Here is an 18,830-nt window from a genome sequence, read left to right on the forward strand (position 1 = left end):
TTACACGCCGCCGGCGGTGAGTTTCTCGGGGTTGAGCAACTCTTCCAGTTGGCTGCGCGACAGGTCGGTGTGTTCCAGTGCGACGTCGATCACCGCGCGGCCTTCCTTGTAGGCCTGCTTGGCGATCTCGGCGGCTTTCTGGTAACCGATAATCGGGTTGAGCGCGGTGACCAGAATCGGGTTGCGTGATAGCGCCTCTTTCAGGCGCGACTCGTTGACCTTGAAGCTGGCGATGGCTTTATCGCCGAGCAGACGGCTGGAGTTGGCCAGCAGTTCGATGCTGCTCAACAGGTTTTGCGCGATGATCGGCAGCATCACGTTGAGTTCGAAATTGCCCGACTGGCCGGCGACAGTGATCACCGAATCGTTACCGATGACTTGCGCGGCGACCATGGCGGTGGCCTCCGGGATCACCGGATTGACCTTGCCCGGCATGATCGACGAGCCCGGTTGCAGGGCTTCCAGTTCGATTTCGCCGAGGCCGGCGAGCGGGCCGGAATTCATCCAGCGCAGGTCGTTGGCGATTTTCATCAACGACACAGCGGTGGCTTTTAGCTGACCGGAGACGGCGACGGCGGTGTCCTGCGAGCCAATCAGCGCGAACAGATCCTTGCCCGGGGTGAATTGCACGTCGGTCAGTTGGCTGAGCTGGCGACTGAAACGCGCGGCGAACTCAGGATGTGCGTTGATCCCAGTGCCGACCGCCGTGCCACCCTGCGCCAGGGATTGCAGGCTTGGCAGCAAATCCTGCAGGTGAGCGATGTTGGCTTTGATTTGCTGCGCCCAGCCGTTGAGCACCTGGCTCATGCGCACCGGCATGGCGTCCATCAAATGCGTGCGGCCGGTTTTGACGTGATGATGCACTTGCCCGGCTTTGCGCTCGATCACTTGCACCAGGTGCAGCAGCGCCGGCAGCAATTGTTCGTGCAGGGCCAGCGCGGCGCTGACGTGGATGGTGGTCGGGATGATGTCGTTGCTGCTCTGGCCGCAGTTGACGTGATCATTGGCATTCACTGGCTCATCGAGCAGGCGACTGGCGAGAGTGGCAATCACTTCATTGGCGTTCATGTTGGAACTGGTGCCGGAACCGGTCTGGAAGATATCCACCGGGAAATGCTGCATGAAATCGCCTTCGAGCAAGCCTTGCGCGGCGTCGCTGATGGCTTTGCCCTGCGCGGCTGTGATCTGGTTGAGTTCAACGTTGGCGCGCGCGGCGGCGGCTTTGGCGAGGATCAGTGCGCGAATGAATTGCGTCGGCATCGGTTTGCCGCTGATCGGGAAGTTATCCACTGCGCGCTGGGTTTGCGCACCGTAGAGAGCGTCCACCGGCACCTGCAGTTCGCCCATGCTGTCGCGCTCAATACGTGTCTTGGTCATCTGAAAATCCTTGCACCAGTTCAATAAGAGGAATCGAGGGAAGCAGTTCGCAAGTGGCGAGCTGCCAGGTATAGCGTTGCCAACGTTTGAGCCGGCATTTGCACAGGGACAGGCGTTCCATTTCACGCAATGGGCGCCAGGCTTGATCGAGACAGAGGCTACGCCAGTGCCACGGCAAGGCGATGTCGGTGGCCGTGTCGAGCAGAAGGCGGAAGGAGGTTTCAGCGATGGTCCAGGGAGAAGTGGCCGTACAACAGGCCAGATACCGGCCTTCGGCCAAGTAATGTTCGATCACGCGCGGCTCGTCAGGATCCATCGCGCAACGGATCTGGCGACTCATCCAGCGCCAACTTTCGAGATACGGCTGCTCGTGCAAGGCAGAACTCATGATCCGGGCTCATCCGATAATGAGATTTATTATTAGATGATAATGAGAACCAAAACAAGAGCTCCGATTTACGCAGAGTTTATTGTGGGAGCGAGCCTGCTCGCGAAGGCGTCCTGTTGGTCACCGCTGCGGTCGGCTGTTAAATCGCTTTCGCGAGCAGGCTCGCTCCCACAGGGTTTTGTGTGGAGACAATAAAAAAGGCGCGCCACCCGATGGGGTGGCGCGCCTTTTTAGTTCTGACGAATGGGGTTTAGCTGCCCGCCACCGTCATCCGCTCGATCAACACAGAGCCGGTGCGGATGTTGCTACGCAGTTCCAGGTCATTACCCACCGCAACGATCTGCTTGAACATGTCGCGCATGTTGCCGGCGATCGTCACTTCCTGCACGGCGAACTGGATTTCGCCGTTTTCAACCCAGAAGCCTGCCGCCCCGCGCGAATAGTCGCCGGTGACCATGTTCAGGCCATGGCCCATCAATTCAGTAACCAACAAGCCACGCCCCATACGCTTCAGCAGCGCCGCCTGGTCTTCATCACCATGGGTAACGAACAGGTTATGCACCCCACCAGCGTTCGCCGTGCTTGGCATGCCGAGTTTGCGCCCGGAGTACGTGCCGAGGATGTACGACACCAACTCGCCCTTTTCGACGAACGGTTTGGCATACGTCGCCAGACCATCACCGTCGTACGAAGCACTGCCCATTGCGCGCATCAGGTGCGGACGCTCATCAATGGTCAGCCACTCCGGAAACAACTTCTGCCCCAGGGTGCCTTCAAGGAACGACGACTTGCGATACAGACTGCCGCCCGAAACCGCCGAGAGGAAACTGCCGAACAAACCGCCCGCCAGCTCTGCGGAAAACAGCACCGGCACCTCGCAAGTCGGTACCGGGCGCGCGCCCAAGCGGCTCGCCGCCCGTTGCGCGGCACGCTGGCCGATGCTCACCGGATCGGCCAGAAGACTGCCCTGACGGTTCACGTCGTACCAGTAATCACGCTGCATCTGGCCGTCGGCCTCAGCGATCATCACGCAGCTCAGGCTGTGTCGGGTCGACGCATAACCGCCGATAAAGCCGTGGCTGTTGCCGTAAACGCGGCAGCCCTGATGGGTGCTCAGGGTAGTGCCGTCTGCGTTCTTGATCCGCGCATCGGCGTCGAAGGCCGCTGCTTCACAGAGCAGGGCCTTCTCGATGGCCTGCTCCGGGGTGATGTCCCATTCGTGGAACAAATCGAAATCGTGCTGCTCCTTGGCCATCAACGCCGCATCGGCGAGACCCGAGGCTTCGTCTTCGGAGGTGTGTTTGGCGATGGCCAGTGCCGCTGCGACGGTCTCGCGAATCGCATCCGGGCCGGTTGCCGAGGTGCTGGCCGAGCCTTTGCGCTGGCCCACGTACAGCGTGATGCCAAAGCCCTGATCGCGGTTGAATTCAACGGTTTCGACTTCGCGCTGGCGCACCGACGTCGACAGGCCCTGCTCCAGCGACACCGCTACTTCACAGGCACTGGCGCCCTGACGCTTGGCTTCGGCGATGATCTGCTCGACTTGTTCTTGCAGTGCCGGCAATGCCTGCGGGCCGACGCTTTCAACTGCACTCATGCTCATCTCCACTCAAATTCTGCTTTCGGCTGGGGTCATCGAGCGACCGGGCCGGACAAGCGGCCCCCGACTGGTTATCATGGCGGCGTTTCTTTGCGGACTGCCACCATGGTTGATTCTTACGACGACTCCCTCGATACGGGAGAAAAAAGCAAATCTCAGGTCAAACGCGAGCTGCATGCTCTGGTTGACCTCGGCGAGCGCCTGACAACACTCAAGCCAGACTTGATCGCAAAACTGCCGCTGACCGACGCTATGCGCCGGGCTCTGGCCGATGCGCCCAAGCACACCGCGAACATCGCGCGTAAACGGCACTTGCAGTTCATCGGCAAACTGATGCGCGATCAGGACACTGACGCGATTCTGACCTTGCTCGATCAACTCGATGCCTCGACTCGTCAGTACAACGAGCGTTTCCATAACCTGGAACGCTGGCGTGATCGCCTGATTGCAGGCGACGATGCCGTGCTGGAGAAATTCGTCGTCGAGTACCCGGACGCCGATCGCCAGCAACTGCGTTCCCTGATCCGTCAGGCTCAGCATGAGGTTGCGCAAAACAAACCTCCTGCTTCCAGCCGCAAGATCTTCAAGTACATCCGTGAGCTGGACGAGACTCAACGCGGCCTGCGTTGATATTCGCCACCGGGTGGCCGCCCTGCGCGCCACCCGAAGCTCCACCTCTTCTTATGCGCCCGTGCCACCCACGGTGATCGCATCGATTTTCAGCGTCGGCTGACCCACACCTACCGGCACCGATTGCCCATCCTTGCCGCACGTGCCCACACCGCTGTCCAGCGCCAGATCGTTACCGACCATCGACACCCGGCTCATCGCCTCGGGGCCGTTGCCGATCAACGTCGCGCCTTTGACTGGCGCGGTGATCTTGCCGTCTTCGATCAGGTACGCCTCGCTGGTGGAGAACACGAACTTGCCGCTGGTGATGTCGACCTGACCACCGCCAAGGTTGGCGCAGTAGATGCCCTTCTTCACAGAGGCGATGATTTCTGCCGGATCGCTTTCGCCGCCGAGCATGTACGTGTTGGTCATGCGCGGCATCGGCAGATGCGCATAGGACTCCCGACGACCGTTACCGGTGCGAGCAACGCCCATCAAGCGCGCATTGAGTTTGTCCTGCATGTAGCCTTTCAGTACGCCATTTTCGATCAGCGTGGTGCACTCGGTCGGCGTGCCTTCGTCGTCGACGCTCAGCGAACCGCGACGGCCGCTCAAGGTGCCGTCATCGACGATGGTGCAAAGCTTCGAGGCAACCATTTCACCCATGCGACCGCTGTACGCCGAGCTGCCCTTGCGGTTGAAGTCACCCTCCAGACCGTGGCCGACCGCTTCGTGCAGCAGCACGCCAGACCAGCCCGAACCCAACACAACCGGCAACGTACCGGCCGGCGCCGGAATCGCTTCCAGATTTACCAGCGCCTGGCGCAGCGCTTCACGGGCATAGCCCATGGCGCGGTCTTCGGCGAGGAAATAACGATAGTCGGTACGCCCGCCGCCGCCATGCCCGCCGCGCTCGCGACGACCATTCTGCTCAACGATGACGCTGACGTTGAAACGCACCAGTGGCCGCACATCCGCCGCCAGGCCGCCGTCGGTGGATGCCACCAGAATGCGTTCCCAGACACCGGCCATGCTGACGCTGACTTGCTGGATACGCGGGTCGAGGGCACGGGTAGCCACATCGATGCGCTTGAGCAGCTCGACTTTCTCGGCACGAGTCAGCACTTCCAACGGGTTATCCGGCGCGTATAACTGTGCGACATCCTGCGTGGTGAACGCCTGCACCGTGCCGTTCTGCCCGGCCCGGGAGATCGAACGCGCGGCACGGGCCGCTGCGCCGAGCGCTTCGAGGGTGATCGCGTTGCTGTAGGCAAAACCGGTTTTCTCACCGGACTGCGCACGCACGCCCACACCCTGGTCCAGGTTGAAGCTGCCTTCCTTGACGATGCCGTCTTCCAGCGCCCACGACTCGGAGATCTGGCCCTGGAAATACAGGTCGGCCGCATCGATACCAGGACCGGCCAGATCACCGAGCACGCCTTGCAGGCTCTCGATCGTCACGCCACCGGGCGCCAACAGGTGATCACTGACTGAGGACAACAACTCGCTCATAGGTTTACGCCTTAAATTCGTGTTCTGAAGCAGGCCGCTGTGCGCCCTGCGAGAAAAACCGCCGATGGCTCACCACCGGCATTCGCGCCCTGATGGACGCTTGTTCAATACTGTCGCGTTCGGCCAACAACACCGCTTCGCCTTGATCCTGACTCGCCAGCACGCGCCCCCACGGATCGATAATCGCCGCATGACCGAAGGTTTCTCGCGGTCCTGGATGGCTCCCGCCCTGCGCTGCGGCCAGCACATAACACTGGGTCTCGATGGCCCGGGCGCGAATCAGCACATCCCAATGCGCTGCTCCGGTTACCGCAGTAAAGGCCGACGGTGCGGTAATCAACTCGGCACCGGCGGCGCGCAACTCGCTGTAAAGCTCGGGAAAGCGCAAGTCGTAACACACGGTCAGACCAAGTCGGCCCACCGGCGTATCGGCAACCACCACGCCACTGCCATAAGCATAGTCATCGGATTCGCGGTAACGGCCGCGATTGTCCGCCACATCGACGTCGAACAGATGCAACTTGTCATAGCGTGCAACGATTTCACCCTGATCATCGACCAGCAGCGAGCAGGCATTGGCCTTGGCCGTCGGTTGATCCACCGGCGGCAACGGCAAGGTGCCGGCCACTATCCATAACTTGAGGTCGCGGGCGGTCTGTTTCAACCATGGCAGGATCGGTCCTTCGCCCAATGCTTCGGCGCGGCCGATGTCAGCGATGTCGCGACGGCCCATGGCGGCGAAGTTTTCCGGCAGCACCGCCAGCTTCGCGCCGCCAGCAGCAGCCTGTTCGAGCAGGCGTCGGGCCTGAGCCAGATTGGCCAGCACGTCGCTTTGGCTGACCATTTGAATTACCGCTAAAGACATGGCCGCTCCTCGGAATCTGCACATAAATCTGTAGGAGCTGCCGCAGGCTGCGATCTTTTGATCTGACTCTTAAAACAAAAGATCGCAGCCTTCGGCAGCTCCTACCAAGGCGTAGTGTCTGCTAGTTAAAAAGGCTTGTCGAAGGTGATTTTCGGCTCTTTCCAAGGGCCTTTGACGGTGTACTTCACACTGGCGAAGCGCGCCACGCGGTCACCGATCAACTTGTCGATAAGGAACAACGCACCGCCAACCGCTGGTGCGCCAACGATCAGCGCAGCAATCGGCAGGTTGTTGGTCACCGGCAACGTTACCAGCAACTTGGCATCGACCTTGTCGCCGACCAGATCCAGCGTACCGTCCAGCTCAAGGTTGCTGGAAGGACCGGTCAGGCGAATCGGCTCGCGGGTGACATACACACCGTTGTTTGCCACCAGCAAACCTTTGACCCGGTCGTAGCTCAAGCCTTTGCCGAACAGATCAGAGAAGTCCAGACGCAAACGCCGGCCGATAGAGTTGAAGTTGAGCAGGCCGAACACCCGCAACGCCTGCGCGCCGCCCTCCACTTCAACGAACTGGCCTTTGTTCAGCGACGCATCAAGCGTGCCGGAGAAACGCTTGGTCGCCAGCCACGCCGGCGAGCCCGGCCAACGGCCATCGACGTCCATGTGGAATTCTTCGCTGGTTACGCTCGGGGCAAAACCCCAGCCCTTGAGGACGTCGGCGAGGTTCTTGCCACCAATGCGACCTTTGAACCAACTGTTGGTCGCACCCGGCGCACCTTCCCAGCCACCATTGCCCTGCAACAGGATGCCTTTTAGACCCATGTCGAGGTTGTTCAGGGCGATGCCTTTGGCGGTCGGACGCACCTTGAGCGACCAGCCGCCGACCAGATCCGGGCCGAGGAACAGTTGATTGATGGTGATATCCAGTGCCGGAATCTTCGTCGGATCGACAGAGACCAAAGGGTCCGGCGAATTCTCGTCAGCCTGCACCGTCGGGTCCGGCGCCGGCAGTTTCACGTATTGCAGATTGACCGCGATCGGCACGCCCTTGGCGTCCGGCAGACTGGCCGAGCCTTTCGCCTGCTGGCTGTCGAGCGCCAGATTCCACGCGCCCGGCTTGCGGTTGAGCTGTACCGACGCCTGATCCAGCGTGGTCCCGAATGCGGTGAGCTTGCCGACCTTGAAATCAGCACTGTTGAGTAATTGCTTGGCGCTGCCGCCCGGATCCTGCCCGGCATATTTGTTGACCAGGTCCTGCCACGGTGCGACGTCCAGTTCCGAGAGCACACCGCGAATCCGCAAACCCTTGGCGCCCGGCAGCACTGCTTCGCCGGCACCGAGGAACAGCTCGCCACGGCCCTCGGCGAAATTGGTCGGCGGTGCCGCAAAGGTGAAGTTGGCCAATTGGTCGTAATTGACCCAATAACGCCGTTCCTGCCCCTGCAATGTCATGCGGAACACGGTATCGCGCCCGACATCCGCCGTCATGCCGAACGGTGCCGGCAGATCCACGGCAACGCCTTTGAGATTGGAGCTGACCATCAACTGACTGTCGGCGCCATCCAGATTCAACTGCAGTTGATACGGAATCACCCCCGACACTGGCAATGGCTGCGTGACACCCAACCAGTCGGTGAGTTTCTTCACTTCGACCTGCCCGGATGCCGCCACCCGAGTCTTGAGCTTGCCGGGACTGCCATCGGCGAAGATCTGCGCAGTCACCGGTTTGTCGAATGCGCGCGCGGCGATGTTCTGCCCGCTCAGCCCTTTGGCGCTGTCAAAGCGGAAATCGCCCTTGAGCTGAGTCAGCTCCAGCTTCGGCTCAGCCAGCTTCAGGCGCCCATTGGCGGTTTTGAAGTCGACGAGGATTTTCGGCTGGTCGCCACCCTTGTCCAGCGGGATATCGAGCTTGAGCTTGCCTTGCAGATCCCCGGCCCCTTCCCAACCGGCAAAGGTTTCACCTGTGCCGATCGGTGCGTCCTGAAGAATTTTCAGTCCATCACCGAGGCCGCCGGCAAAGCCGCCATCGAGATACATGTGCGTGTGTTGTCCAGCCGGCACATGCGGGATATTGACGAACACATCGCTGACCTGAGTGTCGAGCAACTGCCCCTTGTCAGCCCAGATCCGCACGCCACTGTCTTCGATGAACACGTCACCACTGACCTTGCTGACGTGCGGCCAGCCCGGCTGGAAGGCCAGTTCAGCGTCATGCACTTTGAAGAACAGACTGATGCTGCGGTCGGCCTCACCGGCATTCTTGCTCAGCGAGCCCTGATACTGGAAGAAACCCTGGTCGACTGCACCTTTGAGGATTGCTGTACGCAGCCACTCGTCGAGCGCCGGGCTCAAGACTTCGGGCAGGTATTTGGCCGTGTAGCGACCATCGCCCTCGACCAGACCGACCCGCAGGTCCATGTAGTCTTCCTGGCTATGGTCGAAATGCAGGCGAATCAGGAAGTCGCCGGCAATCTTGCCCTCTTCGCCGAGCACCTTCAGGTACGGAGCGATCAGGGTGAAACCGTCTTTATCGAGTTTCCAGGTCAGACGGGCGTTGGCCTGAAGGTACTGCCATGGCTTGGCGAAAATCGGGTCGAGGTGCAGGACAAAATCCTTGCTGTCCATGCGCAGTTCGCCACCGTCGAGGTTGCCGCTGAGGCTGCCGCTGACGTTTCGTGCTGCCGGAGCGCCGTGATAGGCGTCGAAACCGACGTTATCCAGGTTGGTGGCGAAACTGAATTTGTTGCCGTCGGTAGCGTTGGGGCGAAAATCCAGCAGCACATTGCGCAGACCACCGGTGACTTTCAAATGATCAACGGCCGTAGCGAAACCTTGCGGTAACGGCCCCAACGCATTCAGCAGTGGCGTGATCGGGGTCAGATCGAGACGATCCGCCTGCAAGTGCCAGAGCTCGTCCACCTTGTCGGTCGCGCGCGTCTGCTTGAGCTGTACATGCGACTCCCAACGTTTTTCAGCGAAATTCATCGCCAGCGAATCGAGGGTGAGAGTCGCGCCCTCGACACTGTTCTCGTAGTAGGCATTCAGCGCCAGATTATTGATCTGGATCGGCTTGCGATCGGCATAGGCGCCGGTCAGTTGCGGCGCGTTCAAACGGAGCGCTGCACTTTGCAGCGTGCCCTTGGCCCAATTGACCCAGAGCTCACCGCCGGCCTTGATCTCGGAAAAATTCCATTGTTGGGTCAGACGCTCCGGCAGCCACTTCGACCAATCGCTCTGCGGCAGGCTGGCGTAACCCTCCACCACACTGTCCTGCCATTGATCAGGACGAATTCGCGTACGCAGGCTCAGCGCAACGGGCTGGCCGTCCGGCAGGGTCAGACGGGCATCGAGCCGCTGGCGGCTGGCGCCGGTTTTCAGATTGAGGCCGACATAGGTGAGCGTCAGCGGCGCGTGATCCTGCGGCTGCAAAGTCACCTGACTGTCGAGCACCGACAGTTGTTGAATCATCTGCGAGCGATTGAACAACTGCTGCGGATCGAGCGGCTGATCGTTCTGCACCGGCAAGCCTTCCAGTGCCCAACTGCCGTCTTCGGCCTCTTTCAGGCTGATCTTCAGACCATTGAGTTCCAGGTGGGCAATGCGCACCTCGCGAGCCAACAGACTGGCCCACAAATCCGGCACTACCCGCACGTGATCAAGACGCAATGCATTGGTACCGGCCCCGACCATCACGTCATGAGCCAGCAGGATCGGCGCAAAACCGCTCCAGTTCCCTTCCAGTTCACCAATCTGCAACGGCATGCCAAGGGCGGCGCTGGCCTTGTCCTCGATGTCGGCGCGATATTCGGCCACCAGCGGGGTCAGCTCACGGCCAAGACTGACGTACAACGCCATCAACACCAGAACCAACGCGCACAGGCCCAGCCCCCAGCGGGTGAGTGCGGCCAGAATGCGTGTCAGACGCTCCATGTCAGATGGCTCCCATGGCAAAAATACTGCGAAAAGCTGAGGCCAGCCGCGGTGGAATAAACGTGACGCAGGGGATCAGAGCAACACCACGTCATATTGTTCCTGGGAATACATGGTTTCCACCTGGAAGCGTATGGTGCGCCCGATAAACCCTTCAAGTTCAGCGACGTTACCGGATTCTTCGTCAAGCAGGCGATCGACCACTTTCTGGTTCGCCAGCACCCGATAACCCTCGGCCTGATAGGCCCGCGCTTCACGGAGGATCTCGCGGAAAATCTCGTAACAGATGGTTTCCGCGGTTTTCAGTTTGCCGCGCCCCTGACAACTGCTGCACGGCTCGCATAGCACTTGCTCGAGACTTTCGCGGGTGCGCTTGCGGGTCATCTGCACCAGACCCAACTCGGTGATGCCGATGATGTTGGTCTTGGCGTGGTCACGCTCCAGCTGTTTTTCCAACGTGCGCAGCACCTGGCGCTGGTGTTCTTCATCTTCCATGTCGATGAAGTCGATGATGATGATCCCGCCCAGATTGCGCAGGCGCATTTGCCGGGCAATGGCGGTGGCCGCTTCGAGATTGGTCTTGAAGATGGTTTCTTCGAGGTTGCGATGACCGACGAAAGCGCCAGTGTTTACATCGATGGTGGTCATGGCTTCTGCCGGATCCACCACCAGATAGCCGCCGGATTTCAGCGGCACCTTGCGTTCGAGGGCTTTCTGGATTTCGTCTTCGACGCCGTACAGGTCGAAAATCGGCCGTTCACCCGGGTAATGTTCCAGACGATCGGCGATTTCCGGCATCAATTCGGCAACGAACTGCGTGGTTTTCTGGAACGTTTCCCGGGAATCGATGCGAATCTTCTCGATTTTCGGGTTGACCAGATCACGCAGGGTACGCAACGCCAGACCGAGGTCTTCGTAAATTACGCTCGGTGCGGCGATGGTTTTGATCTGCTCGTTGATCTGATCCCACAGGCGACGCAGATATCGGATGTCCATGAGTATTTCGTCGGCGCCAGCACCTTCTGCGGCGGTGCGCAGAATGAAACCGCCCGCCTCTTTGATGCCTTCTTTGGCCACGCAATCGCTGACCACCTGTTTGAGGCGCTCACGCTCGGCTTCGTCTTCGATTTTCAGGGAAATGCCGACGTGGGCAGTACGCGGCATGTACACCAGATAGCGCGACGGGATCGACAGTTGTGTGGTCAAGCGCGCGCCTTTGGAGCCAATCGGGTCCTTGGTGACCTGCACCACAAGACTTTGGCCCTCGTGCACCAGCGCGCTGATGCTTTCCACCGCAGGGCCTTCGCGCAGGGAGATTTCGGCAGCGTGAATGAACGCCGCGCGATCCAGACCGATGTCGACGAATGCGGCCTGCATGCCCGGCAATACCCGAACAATCTTGCCTTTATAGATGTTGCCGACGATCCCGCGTTTTTGCGTGCGCTCAACGTGGACTTCTTGCAGCACACCGTTTTCGACCACCGCCACGCGCGATTCCATCGGCGTGATGTTGATCAGAATCTCTTCACTCATGGCAGGATCTCGTTCAGGCATGTTCACGATAATGGCCGCATCTGGATTCGTACGACGCTCATTGCGCGTTCAGGTTTTGCCAACAGGGTATGCCGAAATGGCCTAACAGTTCTGCGGTTTCGCAAACAGGCAACCCGACCACAGCCGAGTAACTGCCATTGAGGCCGGCGACAAACACCGCGCCGAGCCCCTGAATGCCATAACCGCCGGCCTTGTCCCGTGGCTCGCCACTGGCCCAATAGGCGGCGGCTTCTTCACTGCTGATCGGGCGAAACCGCACCAGACTGCGCACCACCCGCGACTCGCAGCGCTCGTCTTCGAGCACAGCGATGGCGGTCAGCACTTCATGCTCCTTGCCGGACAACATCATCAGCATGGCGCATGCGTCGGCTTCGTCCACCGGTTTGCTAAGAATTTTGCCGTTCAGCACCACGGCGGTGTCGGCACCCAGCACGCAGAATGGCTGAGCAGACACGACGCTACGGCGCCCGGCCTCGGCCTTGCCGCGCGCCAAGCGCTCGACATAGGCCGACGGCGATTCTTCGGGTAATGGGGTTTCGTCGATATCCGCACTGATGGCGGAAAACGGAACGCCGATCTGCGTGAGCAATTCACGGCGACGCGGCGATCCGGAGGCGAGGTAAAGCGGCTTCATCAAAACATCTCCCTGTTCAGTGCCCTGCTTCACCGGCTCAATTGATTTTGTAGCGTCGGCGCAATCCGCGTAGGGCAAAGCTGACCCAAGGCCAGAGCAAGGCACTGACCAGCGCCGGAAGTACCAGCGCCAGGGTCGGCTGACGATTACCGGTCAACGCGCTGAGCCACAATTGCACCAGCTGCGCGAGGCCGAAAATCACCAGAATTACCAGGCATTGCTGCCACATCGGGAACATTCGCAGGCGTTGTTGCAATGAGAGCACGAGGAAGGTGATCAGTGTCAGGATCAATGCGTTCTGCCCAAGCAGCGTGCCGTAGAGCACATCTTCAGCCAGTCCGAGGCAAAACGCTGTGACCATGCCGACCGTTTGCGGCATGTACAGTGCCCAGAATGTCAGGAGCAGCGCCAGCCACAGCGGACGCAGAATTTCCATGAATTGCGGCAACGGCGAGACGCTGAGCAACATGCCGATGAGAAACGTCAGCCAGACAATCCAGCCGTTTCGCGATGCGGTAGCCCCGACCATTATTCTTGTCTCCCGGTTGTCGCCGGTGCACTGACAGGCGGTTTGACCGCAGGTCGCGCAGCAGGCTGGGCAGCTGGAGGTTTGGTTGCCGCCGGCGTAGCTGCCGGTGGTTTAGCAGGCGCAGGCGGTTTACTGGCAGCGGGTTTGGCCGGTGTGGCGCTGGCTGCAGCGGTCGGTGCGGCAGGTGTTGCGGGCGTCGGAGCAGCCGCCGCAGGCACAGTCACGGACTTCGGCACAGTGGCCGGAATAATCGGACCACCGCCAAAGGCATCAAGATTTTCCTGCGCTTGCGCGGCATCGTTGGCGCGCTCTTCGGCGGTGCGGTTGTCGCTGAATACCAACAACAGGTAACGGCTGCGGTTGAGTGCGGCAGTCGGCACGGCGCGGACAATCGCGAACGGCTGGCCGGAATCGTGGATCACTTCCTTCACCGTGGCGACCGGGTAACCGGCCGGGAAGCGCTGGCCAAGGCCGGAGCTGACCAGCAGATCGCCCTCTTTGATATCGGCCGTGTCAGCGACGTGACGCAACTCCAGACGCTCCGGGTTGCCGGTGCCACTGGCAATCGCCCGCAGACCGTTGCGGTTCACCTGCACAGGAATGCTGTGAGTGGTGTCGGTCAACAACAATACACGGGAGGTGTAAGGCATCAACTCGACCACTTGCCCCATCAGACCGCGTGCATCGAGCACCGGCTGCCCCAGCACCACGCCATCACGCTCACCTTTATTGATGATGATGCGATGAGTGAAAGGGTTGGGGTCCATGCCGATCAACTCGGCCACTTCGACCTTTTCATTGACCAGCGCAGAGGAATTGAGCAACTCGCGCAGCCGAACGTTCTGCTCGGTAAGGGCGGCAAGCTTCTGCATGCGACCCTGATACAGCAGGTTTTCGGTCTTGAGTTTTTCGTTTTCGGCGACCAGTTCGGTGCGACTGCCGAATTGACTGGCAATCCCTTCCCAGAGCCGTCCGGGCAGGTCGGTAATCCAGTAGGCGTCCATCAACACCAGCGACGCTTGTTTGCGCGCGGGCTTGAGCAAGTCGAAGCGGGCATCGACCACCATCAGCGCGACCGACAGCACGGCCAGCACCAACAGGCGCACACCCAACGAAGGGCCTTTGGCGAAAAGCGGTTTAATAAGCCGCTCCTCCCAGGCAAATGTTCTGTTTATTCATACGGCATCAAACCGGCCTGGATGAAGACTGACAGAAGATAAACGCCAACAGGCAGCACTGCAAAGTGCTGCCTGCGCGCTCACCCACGTATTGCACTCGGCGACTTATTCGCTCGAGAGCAGATCCATGGTGTGCTTATCCATCATTTCCAATGCACGGCCACCGCCGCGAGCAACACAGGTCAGCGGATCTTCGGCAACGATGACTGGCAGACCGGTTTCCTGGGCCAGCAACTTGTCGAGATCACGCAGCAGCGCGCCACCACCGGTCAGCACCAGGCCACGCTCGGCGATGTCGGAAGCCAGTTCCGGCGGCGATTGCTCCAGCGCGCTTTTCACGGCCTGAACGATGGTAGCCAGAGACTCTTGCAGAGCTTCCAGCACTTCGTTGGAGTTCAGGGTGAATGCGCGTGGAACGCCTTCGGCCAGGTTGCGACCGCGAACGTCGACTTCGCGAACTTCGCCGCCCGGGTAGGCCGTGCCGATTTCCTGCTTGATGCGCTCAGCGGTGGATTCACCGATCAGGCTGCCGTAGTTACGACGCACGTAGGTGATGATCGCTTCGTCGAAGCGGTCGCCGCCAACGCGCACGGATTCGGCATAGACCACACCGTTCAGGGAGATCAGCGCGATTTCAGTGGTACCACCACCGATATCCACGACCATCGAACCGCGTGCTTCTTCGACCGGCAGGCCGGCACCGATCGCAGCAGCCATCGGCTCTTCGATCAGGAACACTTCACGGGCACCGGCACCGAGGGCCGATTCACGGATGGCACGACGCTCAACCTGAGTGGATTTGCATGGAACGCAGATCAGCACACGAGGGCTAGGCTGCAGAAAGCTGTTTTCGTGAACCTTGTTAATAAAGTATTGCAGCATCTTTTCGCAGACGCTGAAGTCGGCGATCACGCCGTCCTTCATCGGACGAATGGCAGCAATGTTGCCCGGCGTACGGCCGAGCATGCGCTTGGCCTCGGTGCCGACAGCAACGACACTTTTCTGGTTACCGTGTGTCCGAATGGCCACAACCGATGGCTCATTCAGGACGATACCGCGCTCGCGCACGTAAATAAGGGTGTTGGCAGTGCCCAGGTCAATGGAAAGATCGCTGGAAAACATGCCACGCAGTTTCTTGAACATGGGAAAGGGACCCTAGGCAACGCGTGGGTAAAAAAGTGCGGCAAACTCTAACAACGACAGGGATTTTGGGCAAGGCGCCAATATGTTAAATTGGCCGCTTTTCTGTGCACCAAGCCCCACAATCGCGGCCTTATGACCGTAGAAGTGCGGTAGTGTTCCGACAATCTAACACACGGACGCCGTCCGTTCTGTTTTCCACAGGAGAATCCCGATGGCGCTAGAACGCTCCGACGTGGAAAAAATCGCTCATCTGGCCTGCCTTGGCCTCAATGATGCCGATCTTCCACACATTACTTCCGCTCTCAACAGCATTCTCGGTCTGGTCGACGAAATGCAGGCTGTTAATACCGACGGAATCGAGCCTCTGGCCCACCCGCTGGAAGCCAGTCAGCGCCTGCGCGCCGACGTCGTGACCGAGAGCAATCACCGCGAGGCCTACCAGTCCATCGCACCAGCGGTCGAAAACGGCCTGTATCTGGTTCCGAAAGTCATCGACTAAAGGGAAAGAGCCTGCAATGCATCAAATGACTCTGGCCGAGATCGCCCGCGGTCTCGCCGATAAAAAGTTTTCCTCCGAAGAGCTGACCAAAGTCCTGCTGGCGCGCATTACCCAGCTTGATCCGCAGCTCAACAGTTTCATCAGCCTCACCGAAGAGCTGGCCATCGAGCAGGCGAAAGCCGCCGATGCCCGCCGCGCCAACGGTGAGAGCGGCGCCCTGCTCGGTGCGCCGATCGCTCACAAAGACTTGTTCTGCACCCAGGGCATTCGCACCAGCTGCGGCTCGAAGATGCTCGACAATTTCAAAGCCCCGTACGACGCTACTGTCGTCGCGAAGCTGGCCACTGCCGGTGCCGTGACCCTGGGCAAGACCAACATGGACGAATTCGCCATGGGTTCGGCCAACGAGTCGAGCTGGTACGGCGCGGTGAAAAACCCGTGGAACCTGGAACACGTACCGGGCGGTTCGTCCGGCGGTTCGGCGGCGGCGGTTGCTGCTCGTCTGTTGCCAGCGGCGACGGCCACCGACACTGGCGGTTCGATTCGTCAGCCGGCGGCATTCACCAACCTCACCGGTCTGAAGCCGACCTACGGTCGTGTTTCGCGCTGGGGCATGATCGCTTATGCATCCAGCCTCGATCAGGGTGGCCCGTTGGCGCGCACGGCCGAAGACTGCGCAATTTTGTTGCAAGGTATGGCCGGCTTCGATCAGAACGACTCCACCAGCATCGATGAGCCGGTGCCGGATTACTCCGCCAGCCTCAACGAATCGCTGCAAGGCCTGCGCATCGGCGTACCGAAGGAATACTTCAGCGCTGGTCTCGACCCGCGCATCGCCGAGCTAATTCAGAACAGCATCAAAGAGCTGCAGAAGCTCGGTGCGGTGATCAAGGAAATCAGCCTGCCGAACATGCAGCACGCGATTCCTGCCTACTACGTGATCGCGCCGGCAGAAGCCTCCTCGAACCTGTCGCGTTTTGACGGCGTGCGTTTCGGTCATCGCTGCGAGCACCCGAAAGACCTGATCGACCTGTACAAGCGCTCCCGTGGCGAAGGCTTCGGCGCGGAAGTCCAGCGCCGGATCATGGTCGGTGCCTACGCGCTGTCCGCCGGTTACTACGACGCCTACTACCTGAAAGCGCAGAAGATCCGTCGCCTGGTGAAGAACGACTTCATGGCTGCCTTTAATGAAGTCGACATCATCCTCGGCCCGACCACGCCGAACCCGGCCTGGAAGCTTGGCGCCAAGAACAGCGACCCGGTCGCTGCTTATCTGGAAGACGTCTACACCATCACCGCCAACCTCGCGGGCCTGCCGGGTCTGTCGATGCCGGCCGGTTTTGTCGACGGTCTGCCGGTTGGCGTGCAGCTGCTCGCGCCGTATTTCCAGGAAGGCCGTTTGCTCAATGTTGCGCACCAGTATCAGTTGAACACTGACTGGCACACCCGCACCCCAACCGGCTTCTGAGGAGACACACATGCAATGGGAAGTCGTGATCGGGCTGGAGATTCACACTCAGCTCACTACCCGGTCGAAAATCTTTTCCGGTAGTTCCACCACATTCGGTTCCGAGCCGAATACCCAGGCCAGCCTGATCGACCTGGGCATGCCCGGCGTTCTGCCGGTGCTGAACCAGGAAGCGGTGCGTATGGCGGTGATGTTCGGTCTGGCGATTGACGCCGAGATCGGTCAGCACAACGTGTTCGCGCGTAAAAACTATTTCTACCCGGATCTGCCGAAGGGCTACCAGATCAGCCAGATGGAATTGCCGATTGTCGGCAAGGGTCACCTGGACATCGCCCTCGAAGACGGCACGGTCAAACGTGTCGGCATCACCCGCGCGCATCTGGAAGAAGACGCCGGCAAGAGCCTGCACGAAGAGTTCAACGGTGCCACCGGCATCGACCTGAACCGTGCTGGCACGCCGCTGCTGGAAATCGTTTCCGAGCCGGACATGCGCAGTGCCAAGGAAGCCGTGGCTTACGTCAAGGCGATCCACGCGCTGGTACGTTATCTGGGTATTTGCGACGGCAACATGGCCGAAGGCTCGCTGCGTTGCGACTGCAACGTGTCGATCCGTCCGAAGGGTCAGGTTGAATTCGGTACGCGCTGCGAGATCAAGAACGTCAACTCGTTCCGCTTCATCGAGAAGGCGATCAACTCCGAGATCCAGCGTCAGATCGAGCTGATCGAAGACGGCGGCAAAGTGATCCAGCAGACCCGTCTGTACGATCCGAACAAGGACGAGACCCGTCCGATGCGTTCGAAAGAGGAAGCCAACGACTACCGTTACTTCCCCGATCCGGACCTGCTGCCGGTGGTCATCGAAGAGTCGTTCCTCGGCGAGGTGCGCGCCACCCTGCCGGAACTGCCTCCGCAGAAACGCGAGCGCTTCCAGAGCCAGTTCGGTCTGTCGGCGTACGACGCCAACGTGCTGGCCACCAGCCGTGAGCAAGCGGACTACTTCGAGAAAGTCGCAGCCATCGGCGGCGACGCCAAACTGGCGGCGAACTGGGTGATGGTCGAGTTGGGCAGCCTGCTCAACAAGCAAGGCCTGGACATCGACGAGTCGCCGGTTTCCGCTGAACTGTTGGGCGGCATGCTGCAGCGCATCAAGGACAACACCATCTCCGGCAAGATCGCCAAAGTGGTGTTCGAAGCGATGGCCAACGGCGAAGGCAGCGCGGACGAGATCATCGAAAAACGCGGCCTGAAGCAAGTGACCGACAGCGGCGCGATTTCGGCGGTGCTGGACGAAATGCTCGCGGCTAACGCCGAGCAGGTTGAACAGTACCGTGCGGCTGATGAAGCCAAACGCGGCAAGATGTTCGGCTTCTTCGTCGGTCAGGCGATGAAAGCGTCGAAAGGCAAGGCCAACCCGCAGCAAGTGAACGAACTGCTTAAAAGCAAGCTCGAAGGCTGATTCCGGCCCCGCGCTCGGGGATCGTTCCCACGCTCTGCGTGGGAATGCCGCCCCGGACGCTCCGCGTCCATTGCGGTGTGACG

Annotated in this window: 15 protein-coding genes; 4 read left to right on the forward strand and 11 right to left on the reverse strand. The window is 60.2% G+C overall.

The annotated features are described in order from the left end of the window. From ACM6JQ_RS22965 to pmbA, 3 genes are all read right to left on the reverse strand, one after another. On the reverse strand, nt 1–1,377 hold the full coding sequence (locus tag ACM6JQ_RS22965) for a class II fumarate hydratase (RefSeq protein WP_095112676.1): 1,377 nt from the start codon (nt 1,375–1,377) through the stop codon (nt 1–3). After that, nucleotides 1,358–1,765, reverse strand: a complete 408-nt coding sequence (locus ACM6JQ_RS22970) for a hypothetical protein (RefSeq protein WP_007912436.1) — start codon at nt 1,763–1,765, stop codon at nt 1,358–1,360. The genes ACM6JQ_RS22965 and ACM6JQ_RS22970 overlap by 20 nt, the downstream gene beginning before the upstream one ends. A gap of 250 nt (nt 1,766–2,015) precedes the next feature. Beyond that, complete coding sequence (pmbA, locus tag ACM6JQ_RS22975; RefSeq protein WP_095112677.1) at nt 2,016–3,362, reverse strand: metalloprotease PmbA; 1,347 nt, start codon at nt 3,360–3,362, stop codon at nt 2,016–2,018. A 108-nt stretch (nt 3,363–3,470) separates the two neighbouring features. Between pmbA and yjgA the strand changes: the two genes are divergently transcribed. Beyond that, nucleotides 3,471–3,995 carry a ribosome biogenesis factor YjgA gene (gene yjgA / locus ACM6JQ_RS22980; protein ID WP_007915377.1) on the forward strand — a complete coding sequence of 175 codons (525 nt, stop codon included), beginning with the start codon at nt 3,471–3,473 and terminating at the stop codon, nt 3,993–3,995. Between the two features lie 51 nt (nt 3,996–4,046). Here the strand turns inward: yjgA and tldD are convergent, their stop codons facing one another. The 8 genes from tldD to mreB form a co-directional block, all read right to left on the reverse strand. Then, nucleotides 4,047–5,489, reverse strand: coding sequence for a metalloprotease TldD (gene tldD, locus ACM6JQ_RS22985; protein WP_007915374.1), 1,443 nt, complete (start codon nt 5,487–5,489; stop codon nt 4,047–4,049). 4 nt (nt 5,490–5,493) lie between these two features. After that, nucleotides 5,494–6,354: a carbon-nitrogen hydrolase family protein gene (locus ACM6JQ_RS22990; RefSeq protein WP_414894717.1), complete on the reverse strand. Its 861-nt coding sequence runs from the start codon at nt 6,352–6,354 to the stop codon at nt 5,494–5,496. A gap of 125 nt (nt 6,355–6,479) precedes the next feature. Further along, nucleotides 6,480–10,286: a YhdP family protein gene (locus ACM6JQ_RS22995; protein ID WP_414894718.1), complete on the reverse strand. Its 3,807-nt coding sequence runs from the start codon at nt 10,284–10,286 to the stop codon at nt 6,480–6,482. Between the two features lie 75 nt (nt 10,287–10,361). Then, nucleotides 10,362–11,819 carry a ribonuclease G gene (rng, locus tag ACM6JQ_RS23000; RefSeq protein WP_007915369.1) on the reverse strand — a complete coding sequence of 486 codons (1,458 nt, stop codon included), beginning with the start codon at nt 11,817–11,819 and terminating at the stop codon, nt 10,362–10,364. Between the two features lie 58 nt (nt 11,820–11,877). Beyond that, a complete protein-coding gene (locus tag ACM6JQ_RS23005; protein WP_414894719.1) occupies nt 11,878–12,474 on the reverse strand; it encodes a Maf family protein in 597 nt (198 codons plus the stop codon). Nucleotides 12,475–12,511: 37 nt separating this feature from the next. Then, entirely contained in the window at nt 12,512–13,003 is a 492-nt protein-coding gene (gene mreD, locus ACM6JQ_RS23010) for a rod shape-determining protein MreD (RefSeq protein WP_077571118.1), read from the reverse strand. After that, the gene (gene mreC / locus ACM6JQ_RS23015; RefSeq protein WP_081498748.1) at nt 13,003–14,145 is read right to left on the reverse strand and encodes a rod shape-determining protein MreC; all 1,143 of its coding nucleotides are present in this window, start codon (nt 14,143–14,145) and stop codon (nt 13,003–13,005) included. The genes mreD and mreC overlap by 1 nt, the downstream gene beginning before the upstream one ends. 141 nt (nt 14,146–14,286) lie before the next feature. Then, nucleotides 14,287–15,324, reverse strand: a complete 1,038-nt coding sequence (gene mreB / locus ACM6JQ_RS23020; protein WP_002555108.1) for a rod shape-determining protein MreB — start codon at nt 15,322–15,324, stop codon at nt 14,287–14,289. 211 nt (nt 15,325–15,535) lie between these two features. Here mreB and gatC point away from each other — a divergent pair, with 211 nt between their 5' ends. Genes gatC through gatB form a run of 3 tightly spaced genes read left to right on the forward strand, consistent with a single transcriptional unit; the run spans nt 15,536 to nt 18,747 of the window. Continuing rightward, on the forward strand, nt 15,536–15,823 hold the full coding sequence (gatC, locus tag ACM6JQ_RS23025) for an Asp-tRNA(Asn)/Glu-tRNA(Gln) amidotransferase subunit GatC (RefSeq protein WP_007915356.1): 288 nt from the start codon (nt 15,536–15,538) through the stop codon (nt 15,821–15,823). 16 nt (nt 15,824–15,839) lie between these two features. Beyond that, nucleotides 15,840–17,291 (forward strand): Asp-tRNA(Asn)/Glu-tRNA(Gln) amidotransferase subunit GatA, encoded by a 1,452-nt coding sequence (gene gatA / locus ACM6JQ_RS23030; RefSeq protein WP_414894720.1) that lies wholly within the window; start codon nt 15,840–15,842, stop codon nt 17,289–17,291. Between the two features lie 10 nt (nt 17,292–17,301). After that, the gene (gatB, locus tag ACM6JQ_RS23035; RefSeq protein WP_007915352.1) at nt 17,302–18,747 is read left to right on the forward strand and encodes an Asp-tRNA(Asn)/Glu-tRNA(Gln) amidotransferase subunit GatB; all 1,446 of its coding nucleotides are present in this window, start codon (nt 17,302–17,304) and stop codon (nt 18,745–18,747) included. Nucleotides 18,748–18,830: the final 83 nt, after the last annotated feature.

Source organism: Pseudomonas sp. IT-232MI5 (assembly GCF_949767845.1).
In the GTDB taxonomy this organism is placed as follows: Bacteria; Pseudomonadota; Gammaproteobacteria; order Pseudomonadales; family Pseudomonadaceae; genus Aquipseudomonas.

Excerpts from the sequence above, each read along its gene's own strand:
- mreB (WP_002555108.1), bottom strand. The coding sequence starts at position 15,324 with ATGTTCAAGAAACTGCGTGGCATGTTTTCCAGCGATCTTTCCATTGAC.
- gatB (WP_007915352.1), top strand. The coding sequence starts at position 17,302 with ATGCAATGGGAAGTCGTGATCGGGCTGGAGATTCACACTCAGCTCACT.
- ACM6JQ_RS22990 (WP_414894717.1), bottom strand. The coding sequence starts at position 6,354 with ATGTCTTTAGCGGTAATTCAAATGGTCAGCCAAAGCGACGTGCTGGCC.
- ACM6JQ_RS22970 (WP_007912436.1), bottom strand. The coding sequence starts at position 1,765 with ATGAGTTCTGCCTTGCACGAGCAGCCGTATCTCGAAAGTTGGCGCTGG.
- rng (WP_007915369.1), bottom strand. The coding sequence starts at position 11,819 with ATGAGTGAAGAGATTCTGATCAACATCACGCCGATGGAATCGCGCGTG.
- mreD (WP_077571118.1), bottom strand. The coding sequence starts at position 13,003 with ATGGTCGGGGCTACCGCATCGCGAAACGGCTGGATTGTCTGGCTGACG.
- gatC (WP_007915356.1), top strand. The coding sequence starts at position 15,536 with ATGGCGCTAGAACGCTCCGACGTGGAAAAAATCGCTCATCTGGCCTGC.
- pmbA (WP_095112677.1), bottom strand. The coding sequence starts at position 3,362 with ATGAGTGCAGTTGAAAGCGTCGGCCCGCAGGCATTGCCGGCACTGCAA.
- tldD (WP_007915374.1), bottom strand. The coding sequence starts at position 5,489 with ATGAGCGAGTTGTTGTCCTCAGTCAGTGATCACCTGTTGGCGCCCGGT.
- ACM6JQ_RS22995 (WP_414894718.1), bottom strand. The coding sequence starts at position 10,286 with ATGGAGCGTCTGACACGCATTCTGGCCGCACTCACCCGCTGGGGGCTG.
- ACM6JQ_RS22965 (WP_095112676.1), bottom strand. The coding sequence starts at position 1,377 with ATGACCAAGACACGTATTGAGCGCGACAGCATGGGCGAACTGCAGGTG.
- gatA (WP_414894720.1), top strand. The coding sequence starts at position 15,840 with ATGCATCAAATGACTCTGGCCGAGATCGCCCGCGGTCTCGCCGATAAA.
- ACM6JQ_RS23005 (WP_414894719.1), bottom strand. The coding sequence starts at position 12,474 with ATGAAGCCGCTTTACCTCGCCTCCGGATCGCCGCGTCGCCGTGAATTG.
- yjgA (WP_007915377.1), top strand. The coding sequence starts at position 3,471 with ATGGTTGATTCTTACGACGACTCCCTCGATACGGGAGAAAAAAGCAAA.